This is a genomic window from Nonomuraea sp. NPDC050783, assembly GCF_040802095.1.
Classification (GTDB): domain Bacteria; phylum Actinomycetota; class Actinomycetes; order Streptosporangiales; family Streptosporangiaceae; genus Nonomuraea.
Genome location: NZ_JBFAHK010000002.1, coordinates 608,095 through 628,128 on the forward strand (window position 1 = coordinate 608,095; position 20,034 = coordinate 628,128).

The window sequence follows — 20,034 nt, forward strand, 5'->3', positions numbered from 1 at the left end:
GCCACGCGAGGGAAGCCCCATGACCGCCCGGCCGCCGATCGGCCCGGACGACGTGGCGGCGTTCGCCCGCGACTGCTTCCGCCCGTCCGGCGGCGGCAGCGGCGGGGAGCGGGTGGGCGTCGAGCTGGAGCTCCTCGTCTACGACCGGGCGGAGCCGGAGCGGTACGTCCCCGTGGACGAGGTCGCGCGAGCCCTGCCCGCGCTGCCCGGCGGGAGCCGGGTCACGTTCGAGCCGGGCGGCCAGCTCGAACTGAGCGGACCGGCCGGCACCCTGCCCGGAGCCGTCGCCGCGCTGGACACCGACCTCGGCCTGGTCCGCGACGCGCTCGCGGCGGCCGGGCTGGCGGCGGCCGGCGTGGGCCTGGACCCGCTGCGCCCGCCCCGCCGCCAGCTCCGCCTGCCCCGCTACGACGCGATGGCCGGCTTCCTCGGCGCCCCGTACGGCCCGCTCATGATGTGCTCGACCGCCTCCGTCCAGATCAACCTGGACCTGGGGGAACGCCCTCACGAGCGGTGGGAGCGGGCGCACCTGCTCGGCCCCGTCCTGGCCGCCGCCTTCGCCCACTCCCCGGTGTCCGCGGGCCGCCCGACCGGCTGGACGTCCGGCCGCCAGGCCGTCTGGGACCACCTCGACCGCACCCGGACGGCCCCCGTCCGCGCCACCGCCGACCCCGTGGCGGACTGGACGGACTACCTGCTGGACGCCCGCCTGATGCTGGTGCGCGAGGACGGGGAGCGCTGCCGCCCGGTCCGCGACGGCTCCACCTTCCGCGACTGGCTCGGCGGCGGCGGCCCCGCCGGGCGGCGGCCGACGCTGGACGACCTGGCCTACCACGCGACCACCGTGTTCCCGCCGGTCCGGCCGCGCGGCTGGCTGGAGGTGCGTTACCTCGACGCCCAGCGGCCGGCGTACTGGCCGGTGTGCGTGGCCGTCACGTACGCGCTGGTCATGGACGACCGGGCCGCCGGCGCCGCGCTGTCCGCCGCCGAGCCGTGCCGGGACCTGTGGACGGCGGCCGCCCGCTGCGGCCTGGCGGAGCCGCGCCTGGCCCGCGCCGCCGAGGCGTGCTTCCGCGCCGCGCTGGAGGCGCTGCCCTGCCTGGACGCCGGCCCCGCCCTGACCGGCGAGGTGGCGGCCTTCGCCGACCGGCACGTGAGCCCCGGCCGCTCGCCGGCGGCCGACCTGATCGACGTGGTGACAACAGGACCGGGCCGCCTGGCGGCCTGGCTGACCGAAGGGGGACACCGATGACCGACGTCAAGGCCGGCATCGCCGCTCAGCTCATCGCGGTGCGCGACCGGTCGCTGGCCTACACCGCCGCCGACGACGACCTGCTCGTCCAGCAGCACTCGCCGCTCATGTCCCCCCTGGTGTGGGACCTCGCCCACGTCGGTAACTACGAGGAGCTGTGGGTGTTGCGGGCCGCCGCCGGGATCACCCCGCTCCGTCCGGAGATCGACGACATCTACGACGCCTTCAAGACCCCGCGCAGGGACCGGCCGTCGCTGCCGTTCCTGCGCCCCGCCGAGGCCCGCGACTACATCGGCGGCGTGCGCGGCCGGGTGCTGGACGTCCTGGACGCCGTGGACCTGGAGGACCCGGACCCGCTGCGCCGCGACGGGTTCGTCTTCGGCCTGGTGATCCAGCACGAGCACCAGCACGACGAGACCATGCTGGCCACGCTCCAGCTCGCCGGCCGGCCGGGCGTCGTGCGCGACGGCGCCCTGCCGCCGGGCCGCCGCCCGGCCGGCCCGGACGAGGTGTACGTCCCGGCGGGGCCGTTCCTCATGGGCACCGACAGCCTGCCGTGGGCCTACGACAACGAGCGGCCCGCCCACCGCGTGGAGCTGCCCGCGTACTGGATCGACCGGCTGCCCGTCGGCAACGCCGCCTACGCCGCGTTCATCGAGGACGGCGGCTACCACGACCCCCGCTGGTGGACGCCCGAGGGCTGGCGCTGGCGGCAGGAGAGCGGCGTGTTCGCCCCGCTCTTCTGGACCAGGGACGGCGGGACGTGGTGGCGCACCCGCTTCGGCCGGACCGAGCCGGTGCCGATGGACGAGCCGGTGCAGCACGTGTGCTGGTACGAGGCCGACGCCTACGCCCGCTGGGCCGGCAAGCGGCTGCCCACGGAGGCCGAGTGGGAGAAGGCGTGCGGCTGGGACGCCGCAGCGGGCCGGGCCCGCCGGTACCCGTGGGGCGACCAGGACCCGACCCCCGAGCTGGCCAACCTCGGCCACCGGGCGGCACGGCCCGCGCCGCTCGGCGCGTACCCGGGCGGGGCCGGCCCGTACGGGGCCGAGCAGATGCTCGGGGACGTGTGGGAGTGGACCGCCACCTGGTTCCAGGGCTACCCCGGCTTCCGCGCCTTCCCCTACCGGGAGTACAGCGAGGTGTTCTTCGGCCGGGAGTACCGGGTGCTGCGCGGCGGCTCCTGGGCGGCCGACCCCGCCGCCGTGCGCACCACGTTCCGGAACTGGGACTACCCGGTCCGGCGGCAGATCTTCACCGGCTTCCGCTGCGCCAGGACCGCCGCGCCGGAGGAGGGCTAGTGTGCCGGCACGCGGCGTGGCTCGGCGCGCCCCGCCCGCTGACGTCGCTGATCCACGAGCCGGAGCACGGGCTGATGCGGCAGTCGTACGCGCCCCGGCGGCAGCGCCACGGCACGGTCAACGCCGACGGCTTCGGCATGGGCTGGTACGACCCCGCCGCGCCGGAGCCCGTCCGCTACCGGCGCGCGATCCCCGTCTGGGCGGACGCGAACCTGCCCGGCCTCGCCCGGGTCGCGCGCGGCGGCTGCCTGCTGGCCGCCGTGCGGTGCGCGACGGTCGGCATGCCGGTCGAGGAGAGCGCCACGGCGCCGTTCGCGGCGGGCCGCTGGCTGCTCAGCCACAACGGCCGGGTGGCCAGGGACGCCGTCCGCGACCTGGCCGGCGCCGACGCCGCCGAGAGCACCTGCGACTCCGCCGGGCTGGCGGCCGCCGTCTTCCACCGCCTCCGCACCGCCGCCCCCTCTTCCACTCCCTCCGCCGCCGGGCTCGGCGCCGCGCTGGCCGAGGTCGTGACCAGCGCCGCGGCCAGGGACCCGGAGGCCCGGCTCAACCTCCTGGCCTGCGACGGCACGCAGCTCGCCGCCACCGCCTGGGGCGACACCCTCTTCCACCGGCCCTGCCCGGACGGCGTCCTGGTGGCCAGCGAACCGCTCTGCGACGACCCCGGCTGGCGGCCCGTCCCCGACCGCAGCCTCCTGGTCGTCACCCCCGACGGCTCGCGCGTCCAGCCGCTCTGACCGCCCCACCCCACCACCACCTGGAGACCTCGTGCCCGTCGACCACCCCACCGTGCGCCTGATCAACCACCTCGACCGCGACTACCTGCGCCTGGCCCTCGAACAGGACGTCCGCACCGGCCTGACCGCCACCCCCAAGTGGCTGCCGCCCAAGTGGTTCTACGACGAGACCGGCAGCGACCTGTTCACCCGGATCACCCGGCTGCCCGAGTACTACCCGACCCGCCGCGAGCTGGCCATCCTCCGCGCCCGCGCGGCCGGCCTCGCGGCGGCGAGCGGCGCGGACACGCTGGTCGAGCTGGGCTCGGGCACCAGCGAGAAGACCGTGCTCCTCCTGGACGCCCTGACCGCGGCGGGCACCCTGCGCACCTACACGCCCGTGGACGTGGACGCCGTCACCCTCACCGCGGCGGCCCACCGGCTGGCCGGGCGCTACCCCGGGCTCGAAGTCCGCGCGGTGTGCGCCGACTTCGAGCGCCACCTCGCCCTCCTGCCGCGTACCGGCCGCCGGATGGTCGCCTTCCTCGGCGGCACCATCGGCAACCTCGATCCGGACGCCCGCCGCGCCTTCCTCAAGGAGCTGCGCGGCAACCTCCGCCCCGGCGACACGTTCCTGCTCGGCGCCGACCTGGTCAAGGACCGGAGGCGCCTGGTCGCCGCCTACGACGACGCGGCCGGGGTGACGGCCGCGTTCAACCGCAACGTCCTGCGCGTGCTCAACCGCGAGCTGGACGCCGCCTTCGACCCGGACGCCTTCGTTCACGTCGCCCTCTACGACGAGCGCCGGGACTGGATCGAGATGCGCCTGCGCGCCACCCGCGCGATGCGGGTCCGCGTCGGCGCCCTCGGCCTGACCGCCGCGTTCGCCGAGGGCGAGGAGATGCGTACGGAGATCAGCGCCAAGTTCCGCCCGGACGGCCTGCGTGCCGAGCTGGCGGCGGCCGGTTTCACGGTCCGCGCCTGGCACACCGACCCGGCCGGCGACTTCGCCCTGACCCTCTCCGAAGCATGACCCGAACCCCGCCCCCAGACCCGACCGGCACCGGTTCGGCAAGCGTCGGCCCGGTAAGCGTCGGCCCGGCGAGCACCGGCCCGGCGAGCACCGGGCCGGGCGGCGACGTCGGGGCGGCGTGGCGGGCGGCCCGCGGCGTCATGCCGCCGGGCCTGCTGGACGCGGCGGGCTGCAACGTCCCCAGCGACCGCACCCTGGACGCCGTCATCGCCCACCTGCACCGGGAACGTCGGCACGGCGGCTACCCGGCGGAACCCGCCCTCACCGACGCCCGCGCGGCGCTGGCCGCCCTGGCCGGTGCCGCCCCCGGCGACGTCGCCTTCACCGAGAGCGGCACCTCGGCGATGGCGGCCCTGCTCGGCGGCTGGCGCCTGCCGCCGGGCAGCCGCGTCGGCCACACCCGCACGGAGTACGGCAGCACCCTCATGCTCCTGCGCCGCCTGGCCGCCGACCGCGACTGGACCCTCGTCGAGCTGCCCACCGACCCGGACGGCCGCCTGGACCTGGCCGGCCTCCACGACCACCTGTCGGCGGGCCTGCACCTGGTCACGCTCGCGCACCTCGCCTCGCACCGCGGGGTCGTCCAGCCCGCCGCCGGGATCGGCGCGCTGTGCCGGGCCGCCGGGGTCCCGCTGGTGCTGGACGCCTGCCAGTCCTTCGGCCACGTGGACGTCACCGGCGTGGGTGCCACCGCCTACGTGGGGACGTCCCGCAAGTGGCTCGCGGGCCCGCGCGGCACCGGTTTCCTCATCGTCCCCGGCCCCACCCCGACCATGGACGCCCCCGCCCCGACCCTGCGCGGCCACACCTGGCCCGGCGCGACGCCGCTGCCGGGCGCCGTCCGGTACGAGGGGGCCGAAGGGGCGATCGCCGCCCGCGCGGGGCTCGGCGCCGCCGTCCTGGAGCACCTGGCGCTCGGCCCGGCCGCCGTCCACGCCCACCTGGCGGCCCTGGGCCGCGCCGCCCGCGAGATCCTCGACGGGGCGGGCGGCTGGCGGGTGATCGAGCCGCTGGACGAGCCCTCCGCCCTCGTCACCCTGCGCCCGCCGCCCGCCGACTCCGCCGAGGACGCCGGAGCCCGCGCCGCCCGCGCCGGCCTCCTGGTGGGCGTCGTCCCTCCGGCCCGGGCACCGCTCGACCTGTCCGCGCCGGTCCTGCGCGTCTCGCCGCCACCCGGCACCCCGCCGGCGACCCTGCGCGCGCTCGCCGGCGTCCTCGCCGTGAACGCGCGACCCGCCGCGCACCGGTGACCGTACGGCTCACTCGATCAGGTCGCACAGGGACGGGCCCATGGTGTCGCCGACCATGCGCAGCGCGGTCTCGGCGCGGGAGGCCAGCGCCAGGGGCGGGACGCCGGTCACCAGGTCGGCGTGGGCCAGGCGGTCCAGGGCGGCCCCCACCAGGGGCGCCGTGACCCGGAGGGCCGGCTGCAGGGCGATGCCGCCCGTGGAGCCGCCGTGCAGGACGATGTTGCGGCTGCGGTAGAGGCGGCGCAGGGAGACCTCGACGTAGCGGCGCACCCGGCCGAGGACCGGGGCGGGATCGGCCAGGAGCGCGCGCATGCGGGTGATCGCCGCGATGTCGCTCCTGCGGCGCCAGGAACGTTCCAACGGAAGGGAACGGCCCTCGGCCAGCTCGGCGGCGATCAGCACGGCGCGTTCGCGGTTGGAGGCGCAGCGGTCCAGGCGCTCGGCCAGGTCGTGGCCGTGCACGTGCCGGATGCGGTGGGACAGGGCGGTCAGCTCGGCGCGGGGCCAGGAGCAGGCGACCAGGGCGGCCGCGCGGGAGGCGGCGATGACGCGCTCGCGCTCGTCGGGGTCGCGGGCCTCGGTCAGCAGCGACTCCAGCGCGCTCCACCCGCCGGCGACGGCCGGGGCGAGCGGGCCGTGGTTGAGCGCCGAGGCCAGCTCCAGCGCGTCGTCCACGGCGCTGCGGCGGCGGTCGCCGAGGCGTTGCGGCTCGGCGCCGACCACGTAGAGCTGGCGTTCGGCGGCCAGGGACAGGACGCGGGCGCCGCGCGCGGGCATCCTGAGCGGCATCGACCTGCTCTGGTTCAGCACGACGGCCGTGTCGAACGGCGTCACCAGGCCGGTCGCGGTGAAGCGGGCGCGGGCCTGGAGACGCTCGACGACGTCCGAGACGATTTCGAGGGCACGTTCCGGGTCCCGCGCCTCCACTTCGTAGGACAGGGCGCCGGCCACGGGCGTGGTGGTCTTCGTGCCGGTGGCGGCCAGCAGGTCTTCGGTCTCGCGGACGTCGATCCAGTGGGGCAGGTCGGCGGCCAGCTTCTCGCGGTGGTTGAGGTCGGCGAAGGGGACGATGACCCTCCAGGACGTCGGCGGCAGCGTCAGCAGCGCGGCGGCCTCGGTGATCAGATCCGTGGCGGACAGGCCGAGCCGGCCGTCGCGGACCCAGCGGTTGAGGCCGTCCATGCTGTGGCCGTTGTCGAGCAGGTGGGAGGCGACCGCGCGGGCGACCCTCTCCGGCGGCGGCGGGTTGGGATCGGACACGCACGCCGCCCAGCGGTCGAGGTAGCCGGGGCGGCCCACGTCGATGAGGTGGCGCAGCTTCCTGCGGCCGTCGCTGGCCACGGTGAGCGTCGTGCGCAGGCAGTCCTGGAGCCCGCGCCGGAAGCACCTGGTGCCGAGCGCCGGATCGTCGCCGAGCAGGCGTTCGAGCTCGTGCCGCTGCCAGTCGAGCGAGCCCTGCGACAGCACCCGCCGCTCGACCCAGGCGCCCGCCTCGTACAGCTCCTGCAGGGCCAGGAAGGCGCTGACGTCCCAGAGGCGGCGGGGCCAGGGGGTCGCCGTGTCGCAGAAGTTCATGACGCGGGCGGCGACATGCTGCGAGTAGGCGGAGGAGGCGTCTCGCCCGGGAGGCGTCTTGTGCATGCTGCGACCTTGGGGGGTGATGAGCGGGGGAGTCAGGCGGCGGGATGGCCGGATGACTACTGTGAGCATAAGGTAGCGGCACACTCCGTGTTCGTTGTACTATCAAAACGCCGGTCGGGAGATCGGCCGAAAGACTAGTCCGGGGCTAACGGCCCCCCAGAGGGCGTGATCATGGCGATCACGCCCTCTGTTTTTGTTGCCGGTCGATCGGGGATTGGGAAGAACGTAGGACGTATCCCCGCCCAAATCGTCCCATCCCGGTTCTGACCCCCGTCGTGGTGGCTTATACATGGGATGCCTGTTACCTTGCGCCCATGAATCGCATCGACGCGCACCACCACGTGTGGGACCTCTCCGCCCGCCCGCACGCCTGGCTGGACCCGGAGCCGATGGCGCCCGTGCGGCGCACGTACACGCTGGACGACCTGGCCCCGCACGCCGCCGCGGCCGGGGTGAGCCGTACGGTGCTCGTCCAGGTGCTGCCCGACCTGGCCGAGACCCGCGAGTTCCTGGCCCTGGCCGCCGCCTCCGAGCTGGTGGCGGGCGTCGTCGGCTGGATCGACCTCACCGCGCCCGACGCCGCCGGCACCCTGGCCGCGCTGCCGCCCGGCCTGGTGGGCGTGCGGCACGGCGTGCAGTCCGAGCCCGACCCCGCCTGGCTCGCCCGGCCGGACGTGCGGCGCGGCCTGGCCGCGGTGGAGGCCGCGGGCCTCGCCTACGACCTGCTCACGCTGCCCCACCAGTTACCCGCCGCCATCGACGCCTGCCGTGCCCTGCCGGGGCTGACGTTCGTGCTCGACCACCTGTCCAAGCCGCCGGTCGCCGCCGGCGAGCTGGAGCCCTGGCGCGGCCGGATCCGCGAGCTGGCCGCGCTGCCCAACGTCTTCTGCAAGCTGTCCGGCCTGGTCACCGAGGCCGACTGGGCGGCGTGGACGGTGGACGACCTGCGGCCGTACGCGGAGACCGCCCTGGAGGCGTTCGGCCCGGAGCGGGTGATGTTCGGCTCCGACTGGCCGGTCTGCCTGCTGGCCGCCGGGTACGCCGAGGTCGCCGGCGCCGCCGAGGAGCTGTGCGCGGGCCTGACGGAGGGCGAGCGGGCCGACGTCTTCGCCGGCACCGCCCGCCGCGCCTACCGCCTCCCCTAGGACGCCCGAACGCCCCCTGGGCACCCGAAGGCCCCGGCGGAGCAGGCGGCGGGCGGCGCGCGTACGACGCGAGGAGTAGCCGGACGGCCTTCCCCCGCACGACGACCGCCGCCCGCCGCGCGGGGCATGGTGGAGTCCTGGACACAGCGGGAGGGCGTCATGAGGTATCCGGATCTGCGGGGCAGGGTCGCGCTGGTCACCGGCGGCTCGGGCGGGATCGGGCGGGAGACCGCGAAGGTCCTGGCCGGGCAGGGCATGCGCGTCGCCGTCAACGGCCGTGACCCCGCGGCCATCGAGGCCGCCGTCAAGGACGTCCAGGAGCACGCCTGGGACGCCGGGGAGCGCGCCTGCGACGCCGTGATCGGGGTGGCCGCCGACGGCACCGACTTCGCCGCCGTCGAGGCGATGCGCGCCGAGGTCGAGCGGCGGCTCGGCCCGGTGGACGTGCTGGCGGTCTTCGCCGGGGGCGGCACCGGGCGGCCCGTGCCCCTCGACCGGCTCGCCGAGGACGACTGGCACGCCACCCTGGACGCCAATCTCACCTCGACGTTCCTCGTGCTCAAGAGCTTCCTGCCGGGCATGCGCGAGCGCCGCGCCGGCTCGATCGTCACCATGGCGTCGCTGGCCGCGCGCCTGCCGACCGGCGCCTCGATCGCCTACACGGCCGCGAAGGCCGGGGTGATCGCGCTGACCCGCCAGCTCGCGCACGAGCTCGGCCCGCTCGGCGTCCGGGTCAACTGCGTGTCCCCGTCCACGATCATGACCGAGCGGCTGGCCGGGCGGATGCCGGCCGAGTTCGAGCGGCGCCTGCTGGCCGAGCATCCGCTGGGGCGGCTCGGCACGCCGCTCGACGTGGCCAACGTGACCGCCTTCCTCGCCTCCGACGCCTCGTCCTGGCTGACCGGCCTCACCATCGACGTGGCCGGCGGCAAGTGGATGCCCTGACCCCGTTTCTCCGGCGCGCCGGCCGGTCAGGGGCCGTCGCCGACCGGGACCAGCTCGAAGCCGTCGACGATCTCCGGCTGGATGCGGATCACGTGGTCCATGCCGCCCTTGACCCACGGGTGGAGCAGGTCCTTGAGGCGCGCGGCCTCGGCCGGGTCGCTCACCAGCCGGGCCACGCCGGTGACGATGACGCTCCAGCCCAGCCGCTCGTACGGGTCCAGCTCGTCGGCCTCGAAGGCGACCACGGCCTCGGCGGGAGCCACCTCCCCGCTCAGCACCGTGCCGGGATCGCTGCGGATGATCACTTGCCCGTCCATCACGAGGTGGTTCACCGGCCGCACCGCGGGCAGCGCGCGGAGGGTGAAGACGATCCGGCCGAACGGGACGCTCGCCAGCCGCCGCAGGGCCTCGGCCTCGGACAGCTCTTTCAGGTCGCGCGATCCCGTCATCCGGAACCGCCCATCAAGCTCCACTTCACCCCGCCATCGTCCCGTCCGGGTCATGACCGCAGGTAGGGACCAAAGGCCCTAAGTTGGCCGGGAGCCGGGGTGATCGGGCGCGGCGATGGCGTCCCGGCCGCCGGGCGGGTGGCGCCCGTGGGGCTCGTGACGGCGGGACGGGCGCGGGCGACGGGAGTGGCCGCATTCACGGGTCGCGGATCATGCTGTGGATCACTTTGCCGCACCGCTAATTTTATGTCCGGATTCTGTGACACACGCCTTGTCCGCGTGCTGTTAGCTGCCGGTAAATAGCGATGTTCCCGCAGGTCAGATGGGTCGCGGGAGGGCGCGCTATCGCCTGTCGCGATCTATTGTGAGTGATCTGACTGTTATGTGGCTCTGTTTCTGACTGTTATATTTTTGGCCATATTCTGCGCCTTGATCGCCGTCCTCACGGTCAGCTGGATTTCCCGATGGAGGGCGGCTTTACGTTGCGGAGGCGCCTCTCCACCCCGAGATGCGCCCCCGGTCAGCGCGAACGGAGAGTAATGGGCAAGTACCTGCTTCGCAGGTTGGCAATAAATGTGGTCCTGGTCGCCATCGCGGCCAGTCTCGCGTACATGCTCGCCGCCACCACCATGAGCCCGCGGGCCACGTACCAGGGCCGCCAGCCTCCGATCCCCGAAGAGACGATCGACCGCACGCTCGACGCCTACAACCTCAACGACAAGACCCCCGTGCTCCAGCGCTACGCGACCTGGGCCACGGGCGTCCTGCACGGTGACTTCGGCAAGACCTGGAACGGCGGCTCCGTCAACGCGGAGATGGGCCGGCGGGTCATGGTCAGCCTTCGGCTGCTGCTCATCGGCACGCTGGTCGGCTTCGCCGTCGGGGTGGCGCTCGGGGCGGCCTCGGCGGTGAAGCAGTACAAGCTCAGTGACCGGTTAATCGGGGTCTCCTCCTTCGTGGTCATGGCGATCCCCGTCTTCGTGCTGGCCACCCTGCTGGCGATCGCGACGTACAACGTCAATCGCGGGCTCGGGTTCACGCTCATCGAGTACACCGGCGAGTACAACCCGCGGCTGTCGGGCTGGGACCAGTTCCTCAACCGGCTGAACCACCTGATCCTGCCCACGATCTCGCTCAGCCTCGGCTCGATCGCCTTCTACAGCCGCATCCAGCGCAACATGATGCTCGACGTGCTCGGCCAGGACTTCGTCCGCACGGCGATGGCCAAGGGCCTGCGCCGCAGGACCGCGCTGACCAAGCACGCGCTGCGCACCGCGCTGATCCCGTCCGCCACCTACTTCGCCTTCGCGTTCGGAACGATGTTCACCGGAGCCATCTTCACCGAGAAGATCTTCGCCTGGCACGGCATGGGCGCCTGGCTGGTCGACTCGATCAACGCCAACGACGTCAACTCCGTCGCCGCGGTGACCGCTTTCACCGCCGTCTGCGTCCTGTTCGCCGCGTTCCTGTCGGACCTGCTGGTGGCGGCGCTCGACCCGAGGGTGCGGGTGAGCTGAGATGCGTTCGAAGGTCGTCCTGCGGCGCCTGGTGCGCAACCAGCAGGCCCGTTACGGTTTCCTCGCGCTGTTCCTGCTGATCGCGCTGGCCTACATCGGCCCGTACTTCGGCTCCTACGACTGGACCGAGAAGGACTTCCTGGCCTTCCTGTCGCCGCCCGACGGCGACCACTGGTGGGGCACCACCTCCATCGGCCAGGACATGTACGCGGTCACGCTGCGCGGCATGCAGAAGTCGATCGTCATCGGCCTGCTGGTCGCGCTGATCTCGACCGGGCTCGCCGCGGTCGTGGGCGCGTTCGCCGGGTACTTCCGCGGCTGGGTGGACCGCGTCCTCATGTGGGGCGTGGACCTGCTGCTCGTCCTGCCCAGCTTCCTCATCATCGCCATCATCTCGCCGCGGCTGAAGGCGGGCTCGTCCTGGCTGTGGTTCGTGGTGCTGCTGGCGGCGTTCTCCTGGATGGTCACCTCCAGAGTGGTGCGGAGCATGACGATCTCGCTGCGCGAGCGCGAGTACGTCCAGGCCGCCGTCTACATGGGCATCCCGCGCTGGAAGATCATCTTCCGGCACATCGTGCCGAACCTGTCCTCCCTGCTGATCATCGACGCGACGCTCAACGTCTCGGCGGCGATCATCGGCGAGGCGGCGCTGTCCTTCTTCGGCTTCGGCATCCAGCCGCCGGACGTCTCGCTCGGCACGCTGATCGCCTCCGGCTCCGGCAACGCCACCGGTTACCCCTGGCTGTTCGCCTTCCCCGCCGGCCTGCTGGTGCTCCTCGTGCTCAGCGTGAACCTCATCGGCGACGGCCTGCGCGACGCCCTCGACCCCGGGAGCAACTCGTGAGCATCTTGGAGGTCCAGGACCTCACCGTCACCTTCCCCGGCGGCGTCCAGGCCGTGCGCGGGGTGTCGTACGAGGTCGAGCGCGGCGAGGTGCTCGGCATCGTGGGCGAGTCCGGCTCCGGCAAGTCGGTCACCTCGCTGGCCGTCATGGGCCTGCTGCCGCCCGGCGCGCAGGTCAGCGGCTCGGTCAAGCTGCACGGGCGCGAGCTGCTGGGCATGAACGAGGCCGAGCTGGTCAAGATCCGCGGCAAGGCCATCAGCATGATCTTCCAGGATCCGCTGTCGGCGTTCACGCCCGTCTACACCATCGGCGACCAGATCGCCGAGGCCGTGCGCATCCACCAGCGGATGCCCCGCGACAAGGCCGCCAGGCGGGCCGTCGAGCTGCTCGACCTGGTCGGCATCCCGCACCCGGACGTGCGCGCCAAGGCGTTCCCGCACGAGTTCTCCGGCGGCATGCGGCAGCGCGCGATGATCGCGATGGCCATCGCCAACGACCCCGACCTGCTCATCTGCGACGAGCCCACCACCGCGCTGGACGTGACCATCCAGGCCCAGGTGCTGGAGGTGCTCAAGACCGCGCAGCAGGAGACCGGCGCCGGCATCGTCATGATCACCCATGACCTCGGCGTCATCGCCGGCATGGCCGACCGGGTGCTCGTCATGTACGCCGGCCGGCCGGTCGAGCAGGGGTCGGTGGACGACATCTACTACCGGCCGCGCATGCCGTACACGATGGGCCTGCTCGCCTCGATCCCGCGCATCGACGGCGAGGAGGGGCCGCTGGTGCCGATCGAGGGCAACCCGCCCTCGCCGTCGGCGCTGCCGCCCGGCTGCCCGTTCGCGCCGCGCTGCCCCATGCGGGTGGACATGTGCGACGACGAGGAGCCGCCGCTGATCCCCTTCGGGCCCGCCGTCGGGACCGCCACGGGGACCGCCGGCCGGCGCAGCGTGGCCTGCATCCGCTCGCACGAGATCGAGCACAAGGGCCTGACCGGCGCCGACGTGTTCCCCGTGCCGGTGATCCCGCCGAGCGAGGTGGTGCGGGTGCCGCGCGCCGAGCGTGGCACCGTGCTGGAGCTGGACAACATGATCCGGCACTACCCGCTGATGAAGGGCGCGGTGTTCAAGCGCCGCGTCGGCACGGTGTACGCGGTGGACGGCATCAGCTTCGACATCGCCGAGGGCGAGACGCTGGCCCTGGTCGGCGAGTCGGGCTGCGGCAAGACCACCACGCTCCAGCAGATCATGCAGCTCGCGCCGCCGCAGGGCGGCCGGGTGGTGGTGCTCGGCAGGGACAGCGCCAAGATCGACGCGGGGCTGCGCCGGGCGCTGCGCCGCGACCTGCAGATCGTCTTCCAGGACCCGATGGCCGCGCTCGACCCGCGCATGCCGGTCCAGGACATCATCGCCGAGCCGCTGCGCGCCCACGGCCGCAAGAACGTGCGCGAGCGGGTCGCGGAGCTGCTGGAGCTGGTCGGGCTGTCGCCGGAGCACGCCGAGCGCTACCCGAGCCAGTTCTCCGGCGGCCAGCGCCAGCGCATCGGCATCGCCCGCGCGCTCGCGCTGGAGCCGAAGCTGCTCGTGCTGGACGAGCCGGTCTCGGCACTCGACGTCTCCATCCAGGCCGGTGTGATCAACCTGCTGGAGGAGCTGAAGAACACCCTGGGGTTGTCGTACCTGTTCGTCGCCCACGACCTGGCCGTGGTCAGGCACCTGGCCGACCGGGTGGCCGTGATGTACCTCGGCAAGATCGCCGAGATCGGCACGGTCAAGGAGGTCTACGACCGTCCCGCGCACCCCTACACGCAGGCGCTGCTGTCGGCGATCCCGCTGCCGGACCCGGAGATGGAACGTACTCGGAAGCGGATCCTGCTCGAAGGCGACCTGCCCAGCCCGGCCGACCCGCCCACGGGTTGCCGGTTCCGCACTCGTTGCCCCAAGTTCGCCACGCAGCTCAGCGAGGCGGAGCGGCAGCGATGTGTGGATCAAGAACCCTCGGTTGCCCGGCTCGCGAACGCCGTCGATCACGGCGCCGCCTGCCACTACGCGGAGGAGATCGAGGTCATCACGGCCTCGGACGATCAGGAGGAAAAGTGAAGGTTCGTTACCGGGCGGCCGCGGGCGTCGCGGTCCTCGCCATGGCGGTCGCGGCCTGCGGCGGAGGTGGCGGAGACGCCAAGAAGCCGAGTGCCGAGCAGTCGCAGCAGGCGCAGCAGCAGATGTCGCAGACGCCTGCGGTCAGCATGAACGACGTCGCGTACGAGCAGGTCAAGGACGGCGGCACGCTGACCCTCGCGGTGGGCCAGTGGCCGACGCAGTGGAACGGTAACCACGTGGACGGCAACCAGGCCGACACCGCGGACATGCTCGACGTGATCATGCCGCAGCCGATCGTGTTCGACGAGCAGGCCCAGTGGAAGGCCAACCCCGACTTCCTCACCGACGTCAAGAACGAGGTGAACGGGGACAAGCAGGTCGTCACCTACACGATCAACGACAAGGCCAAGTGGTCCGACGGCACGCCGATCACCTGGGAGGACTTCGAGGCCGCCTGGAAGATCAACAACGGCAAGAACAAGAAGTACAAGCCGGCCTCCACGGACGGCTGGGACCGGATCGCGTCGGTCACCAAGGGTGACTCGGACAAGGTCGCCGTCGTCACCTTCAGCAAGCCCTACCCCGAGTGGATGGGCCTGTACTCCCGCTCGCCGCACCTCTACCCGGCGAAGTACATGGTGGACACGGACAAGTACGAGAAGTCGTACAACCAGGCCATCCCCGTCACCGCCGGCCCGTTCAAGGTCGAGAAGATCGACGAGGGCACCAAGACCCTCACGCTCGTGCGTGACGAGAACTGGTGGGGCAAGAAGGCCAAGCTGGACAAGATCATCTTCCGGGCCATCGAGTCCCCCGAGGCGCAGGTGAACGCCTTCGCCAACGGCGAGCTCGACGCGGTCGAGATCCCCTCCGGCGCGCCGGCCGAGCTCAAGCGCGCCAAGGAGGTCCCGAACGTGGACATCCGCAAGGCGCTCAGCCCCAACTGGCGGCACATCACCGTCAACAACGTCAGCGCCAACCTGAAGGACAAGAACGTCCGCCACGCGATCGCGTACGCGATCAACCGTGACGTGATCACGCAGTCCGACCTGAAGGACATGGACTGGCCGCTGCAGACGCTCGGCAACCACGTCTTCATGAACAACCACAAGGGCTACGTCGACAACTCCGGCGACCTCGGCAAGTACAACCTGGAGAAGGCCAAGCAGCTCCTCGACCAGGCCGGCTGGAAGCAGGAGGGCGAGTACCGCAAGAAGGACGGCAAGGAGCTCGACCTGAGCTTCGTCATCCCGACGGGCACGCCGGTCGCGCAGACCGAGGGTGAGCTGGTCCAGGCCATGCTGAAGGAGGCCGGGGCCAAGGTCAGCATCCGGCCGGTGCCGCTGGACAAGTTCTTCAACGACTACATCATCAAGGGCGACTTCGACCTGGTGCCGTTCTCCTGGATCGGCACGCCGCTGCCGATCGGCTCGCTGGCGCAGATCTACAAGACCGGCTCCGAGAGCAACTTCCCGAAGGGCAGCGACCCGGCGCTCGACGCGGCCATCGAGGCGGCCGTGGGCGAGATGGACCCGGCCAAGGCCATCGAGAAGGCCAACGCCGCCGACAAGCTGATCTGGGACATGGTGCACACCATCCCGCTGTACCAGCGTCCCGACATCCAGGCCACCAAGAAGACCCTCGCGAACTGGGGCGCGAAGGGCTACCGGTCCCTGGACTACTCGATCGTCGGCTTCACCGGCTGATCATCCCCTCGCGAACCCCCGTCCGGCCGCGCGCCGGGCGGGGGTTCCGCGCTGGGTGGGCCTTGTGCGGCTTTTGGGGGCGTTCTTCAATGAGTGGGCCTCAGCACCCCCAGGAGGAGCAGATGCGTCGCTTACCAGCGTCCGCCGCCGCCGTGATCCTCGCCCTGGCGACCCTGACCGTCGCCCAGCCCCCTGACCAGCCCTCCGCCCTGGCCGCCGTCGCCGCCGGGCCCGCCGACCCCGAGCCCGCCTCGCTGGTCACGCTCTCCGTCCCGGACCGGGCCACGATGGAGCGCCTGGTCGCCTCCGGCGCCGACCTCACCCACCGGGTCCGCCCGCAGCCCGACGGCAGCGTCCAGGTGGACGCCGTGCTCACCCCGGGCGAGCTGGCCGGGCTGCGCGCGCTCGGCGCCACCCCGGCTCCGCGGGCCCCGTCCCAGGCCCGCTCCGCGGCCCCGCCCGCCACCGCGCGGGACCGGATCGTGATCGAGCGGGCGGTGTGGTTCAGGTCGCGTGACGGGTACTTCCTGTCGGTCGAGGCGTCCAGCAGCCTCGCCGCGGCCGCCTCGCTCACCGTGAGCTGGCGCGGGCGGCAGGGCTCGACCGGCCAGGCCGCGATGGTCGCGTACGTGGACGCGGGCGCCTACCTCGGCCACCAGCTCAGCGCCCCCGTCCCGGCGGCCGCCCGCCCCGAGTGGATCACCGTGACCTCGGCGGGCGGCGGCAGGGCCGAGGCCCGGGTCGGGGAGTGGCCCGGCGGCGACCGGCCCGACCGGCGGGACAGGGGCTACCGCAGCGACTTCGTCACCCAGTACATGCCGCCCGCCCAGCTCGACGAGCGGATCAAGGCGCTGCACGAGGAGTTCCCCCGGCTGACCGAGCTGATCACGCTGCCGTACGAGACCAACGGCTACCGCCGCCACGCCCAGGCCGTGCTCGGCACCCCGCCCGGGTCGGCCGTCGTGGTCACCTCCACCGCCTACGGCTCCGAGGGCGGCAACGACCTGGCCGTCGAGCTGGTCGATCCCGGCGCGCCCGGCCGTGCCCTCCAGGTCACGGTCAACGGCAAGCTGATCACCGTCGCCCTGGCCACCGACGCCTCCGGCGCGCTCACCAGCACCGCCGCGCAGGTCGTGGCCGCGATCAACGCCACGCCGGGCATCCCCGTCCGCGCCTCGGCCTATCGCGCCGACCCCGGCGCGGGGATCGTGGCGCCCGTGCCGCTCACCCAGCTCAGCGACTTCCTGCGGGCGCCGGCCGGCGTCTCCAGGGCGCCGGCGAAGGTGCTGGCGCTGCGCATCGGCGCGCACCGCGACGGCTCGCGCACCGGCGTGCTCGCCTACGCCCAGGAGCACGCCCGCGAGTGGGTGACGCCGCTGGTCGCCGTCGAGGCGGCCGAGCGCCTGCTGCGCAACCACGCCCGCGACCGGGCCACTCGCCGCCTGCTGGAGCGCACCGACGTGTTCATCGTGCCGACCGTCAACCCCGACGGCGCGAACTACAGCTTCTACGACTTCGAGGGCCAGCGGAAGAACCTGACCAACCACTGCCCGCCGGGCCAGTCCGACCCGGCGCTGCGCAACACCTGGGGCGTGGACGTCAACCGCAACTACGCCGCCGGCTCGCTGCACGACGGCTACTTCGGCGCCTCGGCCAACTGCCAGAGCGGCACCTACGCCGGCCCCGCCGAGCACTCCGAGCCGGAGAGCCGCAACGTGATGTGGCTGGCCGAGCACTACCCCAACATCCGGTTCGCGATGAACATCCACAGCTACGGCGGGTACTTCATGTGGCCGCCGGGGGCGTACAAGCTCGACGGCCGCGTCACCCTGCCCCGGCCGGCGCCGCGGCAGGAGGCGTACTTCCTGGAGTCCGCCCGCACGATCGAGACGGCCATCGCCGCCGAGCGGGGCACGGTCGTCTGGCCGCAGCAGACCGGGCCGGTGACGGACGTGCTCTACTCGGCGGCCGGCAACTCCGCCGACGAGCTGTGGTACGACCACGGCGTCTACGGCTGGGACTTCGAGGTCGGCGCCGACCTGTGGAACCCGCAGGCCGGCGCGTGGGAGGGCGTCGGCTTCCAGCCGCCGTTCAGCGAGGGGCACCAGGAGGCGCTGGAGTTCGCCGCCGGACTGATCTCGCTGATCGGGATCGCCGCCGACTACCGGGACGGCTCCGGCAGGCCCTGAGCGAACTCGGCGAGCGTCACCGGTGGCCGGCCGCCGAACCGCTCGATGCTCCCGGTGACGGCGTAGAGCGGGTGGTGGCCGGCGCCGACGAAGCGGAAGATCGCCCACAGGTGGGTGAGGTGCTCGACCGCGTACGGGTCGCGGTAGACCTCCGCGGCCCGTGCCGCCCACTCCTCGGGCGGCACGTCCACGTAGGGCAGGCCGAAGGCGCCGGCCACCTCGCCGATCGCGGCCGTCTGCCCGGTCAGCGGCACCACCGCATCGACGGGGCCGGGCTCCAGCAGCAGCCCGGCTCCCACCCTGGCCACGTCGGCGGCGGCCACCAGCGGGACCAGCGTGTCCGGGCCGCCGAGCGGCAGCGCCAGCTCCCGGTGGCCGGACGCCGCCGCGACCACCGCCAGGTTCTCGAAGAACACCCCCGCGCGCAGGTGCACCGCGCCCACCCCGGCCCAGTCGAAGAACTGCTCCGACAGCCAGTGGCGGCGCATGCGCGGGGTGCCCGCCTCGGGGGAGGCGTCGAGCTGCGAGACCTCGACGACCCGCTCGACGCCCTCCTCCCGCGCGGCGGCGGCGAACGCGGCCGTGGCGTCCAGCAGCCCGGCCGTCACCGGGTAGGTGAAGTAGGCCCGGCGCACGCCGCGCAGCGCGGGGCGTACCGACCGGATCTCGCGCAGGTCGCCGACCACCACCTCGGCGCCCAGCTCGCGCAGCTCGGCGGCCCGGTGGTCGTCGGCGCGGACGAAGGCCCGCACCCGCTCGCCGCGCGCCAGCAGCAGCTCCGCGACCTGCCGGCCGGTGCCGCCCTGCGGCCCGCCGGCCGCGCCCGTCACGAGGATCATCGTTCCGCCTTTCCTGGGAGGGTGAGGGTGAGCAGGCCCAGGCGTTCCAGGTCACGCAGGAACGCGGCCGGGGGGAACGCCTCGGCCGGGCCGTGGACGCCGGGGCCGGGGCCGTCGCCGGCGGCGACGCGGACGGCGGCCTCCACGGCGGCCAGGGCGCTCAGCCGCCACAGGTCGCGCCCGCTGACCTGGCCCGCGCCGCCGCCGCCGTCCGCCGTGATCACCTGGCAGGCGACGGTGAACTCCGAGCCGGCCCGGGTGGCCGCGTCCGCGTGCTCGGAGGTGAACGCCTGCTCCTCCTCGAAGGTGCGCGCGGTGAGCTGGGCCTCCACCCGGCGGGCCGGCACGTGCCGGGGCACGGTCACGACCTCGGGGAACGGCACCGGCGCGATCATCGTGCGCGGGCCGAGCGGCGGCGGGAACGGGAAGACGGCGTTGCGCGGCTCGACGTAGCCGACGTGCTGCTCGCCGCCGTCGTGGGTGATGCGGCGGGTGTCGGCGAACAGCAGCTCGGCGGTGCGCCTGGCCCCCGTGGTCAGGCGCCAACCGGACACCGCGTAGGCCGTGACCACCCGCTCGACGTCGCTCAGGCCCGCGCCCGCCGCCCCCGCGAGCAGGTCGCCCATGCCGCCGTAGAAGCTCATGGCGGTGATCATCGTGACGCCGGCCCGGCGGGCGGGCCCGGCCAGCTCGTCGAACAGCCACTTGGTGTGGTGCTGCTCCAGCGCGTGGTCCACGTAGTGGCAGCCGGCCTCGGCGGCGGCCAGGGCGACCGGCCGGCCGGTGTCGGTGAACGGGCCGGCGCAATGGACCAGCACGGCGGCCTGCCCGGCGAGGGCGCGTAAGGCGGCGGGGTCGTCCAGCGGGGCGTGCCGCACCCGGGCCCTGCCGCCCAGCTCGTCGGCGAGGGCGTGCAGCGCCTTCTCGTCCCGGCCGGCCAGGACGACCTCGTGGCCCCTGGCCAGCAGCTCGGCGGCGGTCAGGCGGCCGGTGTGGCCGGTGGCCCCGTAGACGGCGACGGGTGGGGGCATGGCGGACCTCCATGATTCATACTGTCGGTACGTAACTGGCTCCGAAGTTACGTACCGCGAGTATGTAAGTCAATGGG

The 20,034-nt window shown here is 73.5% G+C and carries 16 protein-coding genes; 12 read left to right on the plus strand and 4 right to left on the minus strand.

The window, feature by feature from the left end:
* Positions 1–19: 19 nt before the first annotated feature.
* The 5 genes from egtA to egtE are packed head-to-tail and all read left to right on the plus strand — an operon-like array spanning position 20 to position 5,552.
* A complete protein-coding gene (gene egtA, locus AB0H75_RS07625; protein ID WP_367792028.1) occupies positions 20–1,252 on the plus strand; it encodes an ergothioneine biosynthesis glutamate--cysteine ligase EgtA in 1,233 nt (410 codons plus the stop codon).
* Positions 1,249–2,553, plus strand: coding sequence for an ergothioneine biosynthesis protein EgtB (gene egtB / locus AB0H75_RS07630; protein WP_367792031.1), 1,305 nt, complete (start codon positions 1,249–1,251; stop codon positions 2,551–2,553). The genes egtA and egtB overlap by 4 nt, the downstream gene beginning before the upstream one ends.
* Positions 2,553–3,290, plus strand: coding sequence for an ergothioneine biosynthesis protein EgtC (gene egtC / locus AB0H75_RS07635; protein ID WP_367792034.1), 738 nt, complete (start codon positions 2,553–2,555; stop codon positions 3,288–3,290). The genes egtB and egtC overlap by 1 nt, the downstream gene beginning before the upstream one ends.
* Positions 3,291–3,348: 58 nt before the next feature.
* Positions 3,349–4,302, plus strand: a complete 954-nt coding sequence (gene egtD, locus AB0H75_RS07640) for an L-histidine N(alpha)-methyltransferase (protein WP_367792390.1) — start codon at positions 3,349–3,351, stop codon at positions 4,300–4,302.
* A complete protein-coding gene (gene egtE, locus AB0H75_RS07645) occupies positions 4,299–5,552 on the plus strand; it encodes an ergothioneine biosynthesis PLP-dependent enzyme EgtE (RefSeq protein WP_367792037.1) in 1,254 nt (417 codons plus the stop codon). Before egtD ends, egtE begins: the two co-directional genes overlap by 4 nt.
* 9 nt (positions 5,553–5,561) lie before the next feature.
* Here egtE and AB0H75_RS07650 read toward each other — a convergent pair whose 3' ends face one another.
* Entirely contained in the window at positions 5,562–7,193 is a 1,632-nt protein-coding gene (locus AB0H75_RS07650) for an integrase (RefSeq protein ID WP_367792040.1), read from the minus strand.
* Positions 7,194–7,507: 314 nt separating this feature from the next.
* On the opposite strand from AB0H75_RS07650, the gene AB0H75_RS07655 reads away from it, so the two are divergent.
* Both AB0H75_RS07655 and AB0H75_RS07660 read left to right on the plus strand, forming a co-directional pair.
* Positions 7,508–8,338, plus strand: a complete 831-nt coding sequence (locus AB0H75_RS07655; RefSeq protein ID WP_367792042.1) for an amidohydrolase — start codon at positions 7,508–7,510, stop codon at positions 8,336–8,338.
* A 159-nt stretch (positions 8,339–8,497) separates the two neighbouring features.
* Entirely contained in the window at positions 8,498–9,283 is a 786-nt protein-coding gene (locus tag AB0H75_RS07660) for an SDR family NAD(P)-dependent oxidoreductase (RefSeq protein ID WP_367792045.1), read from the plus strand.
* Between the two features lie 26 nt (positions 9,284–9,309).
* Here AB0H75_RS07660 and AB0H75_RS07665 read toward each other — a convergent pair whose 3' ends face one another.
* Positions 9,310–9,732 (minus strand): pyridoxamine 5'-phosphate oxidase family protein, encoded by a 423-nt coding sequence (locus tag AB0H75_RS07665; RefSeq protein WP_367792048.1) that lies wholly within the window; start codon positions 9,730–9,732, stop codon positions 9,310–9,312.
* A gap of 539 nt (positions 9,733–10,271) precedes the next feature.
* On the opposite strand from AB0H75_RS07665, the gene AB0H75_RS07670 reads away from it, so the two are divergent.
* The 5 genes from AB0H75_RS07670 (at position 10,272) to AB0H75_RS07690 (ending at position 18,087) form a co-directional block, all read left to right on the plus strand.
* A complete protein-coding gene (locus tag AB0H75_RS07670; protein WP_367792051.1) occupies positions 10,272–11,249 on the plus strand; it encodes an ABC transporter permease in 978 nt (325 codons plus the stop codon).
* A gap of 1 nt (position 11,250) precedes the next feature.
* Entirely contained in the window at positions 11,251–12,093 is an 843-nt protein-coding gene (locus tag AB0H75_RS07675; protein ID WP_367792054.1) for an ABC transporter permease, read from the plus strand.
* Entirely contained in the window at positions 12,090–14,192 is a 2,103-nt protein-coding gene (locus AB0H75_RS07680) for a dipeptide ABC transporter ATP-binding protein (RefSeq protein ID WP_367792057.1), read from the plus strand. The genes AB0H75_RS07675 and AB0H75_RS07680 overlap by 4 nt, the downstream gene beginning before the upstream one ends.
* Complete coding sequence (locus tag AB0H75_RS07685) at positions 14,189–15,898, plus strand: ABC transporter family substrate-binding protein (protein WP_367792060.1); 1,710 nt, start codon at positions 14,189–14,191, stop codon at positions 15,896–15,898. The genes AB0H75_RS07680 and AB0H75_RS07685 overlap by 4 nt, the downstream gene beginning before the upstream one ends.
* Before the next feature lie 122 nt (positions 15,899–16,020).
* The gene (locus tag AB0H75_RS07690; RefSeq protein ID WP_367792063.1) at positions 16,021–18,087 is read left to right on the plus strand and encodes a M14 family zinc carboxypeptidase; all 2,067 of its coding nucleotides are present in this window, start codon (positions 16,021–16,023) and stop codon (positions 18,085–18,087) included.
* Here AB0H75_RS07690 and AB0H75_RS07695 read toward each other — a convergent pair.
* Complete coding sequence (locus tag AB0H75_RS07695; protein ID WP_367792066.1) at positions 18,060–18,926, minus strand: NAD(P)H-binding protein; 867 nt, start codon at positions 18,924–18,926, stop codon at positions 18,060–18,062. The genes AB0H75_RS07690 and AB0H75_RS07695 overlap by 28 nt on opposite strands.
* The gene (locus tag AB0H75_RS07700; protein WP_367792069.1) at positions 18,923–19,957 is read right to left on the minus strand and encodes a saccharopine dehydrogenase NADP-binding domain-containing protein; all 1,035 of its coding nucleotides are present in this window, start codon (positions 19,955–19,957) and stop codon (positions 18,923–18,925) included. The genes AB0H75_RS07695 and AB0H75_RS07700 overlap by 4 nt, the downstream gene beginning before the upstream one ends.
* Between the last annotated feature and the right edge of the window lie 77 nt (positions 19,958–20,034).

Bases quoted from the DNA above. Each gene is read 5' to 3' on its own strand.
- egtA (WP_367792028.1), top strand. From the start codon at position 20: ATGACCGCCCGGCCGCCGATCGGCCCGGACGACGTGGCGGCGTTCGCC.
- egtB (WP_367792031.1), top strand. From the start codon at position 1,249: ATGACCGACGTCAAGGCCGGCATCGCCGCTCAGCTCATCGCGGTGCGC.
- egtE (WP_367792037.1), top strand. From the start codon at position 4,299: ATGACCCGAACCCCGCCCCCAGACCCGACCGGCACCGGTTCGGCAAGC.
- AB0H75_RS07650 (WP_367792040.1), bottom strand. From the start codon at position 7,193: ATGCACAAGACGCCTCCCGGGCGAGACGCCTCCTCCGCCTACTCGCAG.
- AB0H75_RS07655 (WP_367792042.1), top strand. From the start codon at position 7,508: ATGAATCGCATCGACGCGCACCACCACGTGTGGGACCTCTCCGCCCGC.
- AB0H75_RS07660 (WP_367792045.1), top strand. From the start codon at position 8,498: ATGAGGTATCCGGATCTGCGGGGCAGGGTCGCGCTGGTCACCGGCGGC.
- AB0H75_RS07665 (WP_367792048.1), bottom strand. From the start codon at position 9,732: ATGACGGGATCGCGCGACCTGAAAGAGCTGTCCGAGGCCGAGGCCCTG.
- AB0H75_RS07670 (WP_367792051.1), top strand. From the start codon at position 10,272: ATGGGCAAGTACCTGCTTCGCAGGTTGGCAATAAATGTGGTCCTGGTC.
- AB0H75_RS07675 (WP_367792054.1), top strand. From the start codon at position 11,251: ATGCGTTCGAAGGTCGTCCTGCGGCGCCTGGTGCGCAACCAGCAGGCC.
- AB0H75_RS07690 (WP_367792063.1), top strand. From the start codon at position 16,021: ATGCGTCGCTTACCAGCGTCCGCCGCCGCCGTGATCCTCGCCCTGGCG.
- AB0H75_RS07695 (WP_367792066.1), bottom strand. From the start codon at position 18,926: ATGATCCTCGTGACGGGCGCGGCCGGCGGGCCGCAGGGCGGCACCGGC.
- AB0H75_RS07700 (WP_367792069.1), bottom strand. From the start codon at position 19,957: ATGCCCCCACCCGTCGCCGTCTACGGGGCCACCGGCCACACCGGCCGC.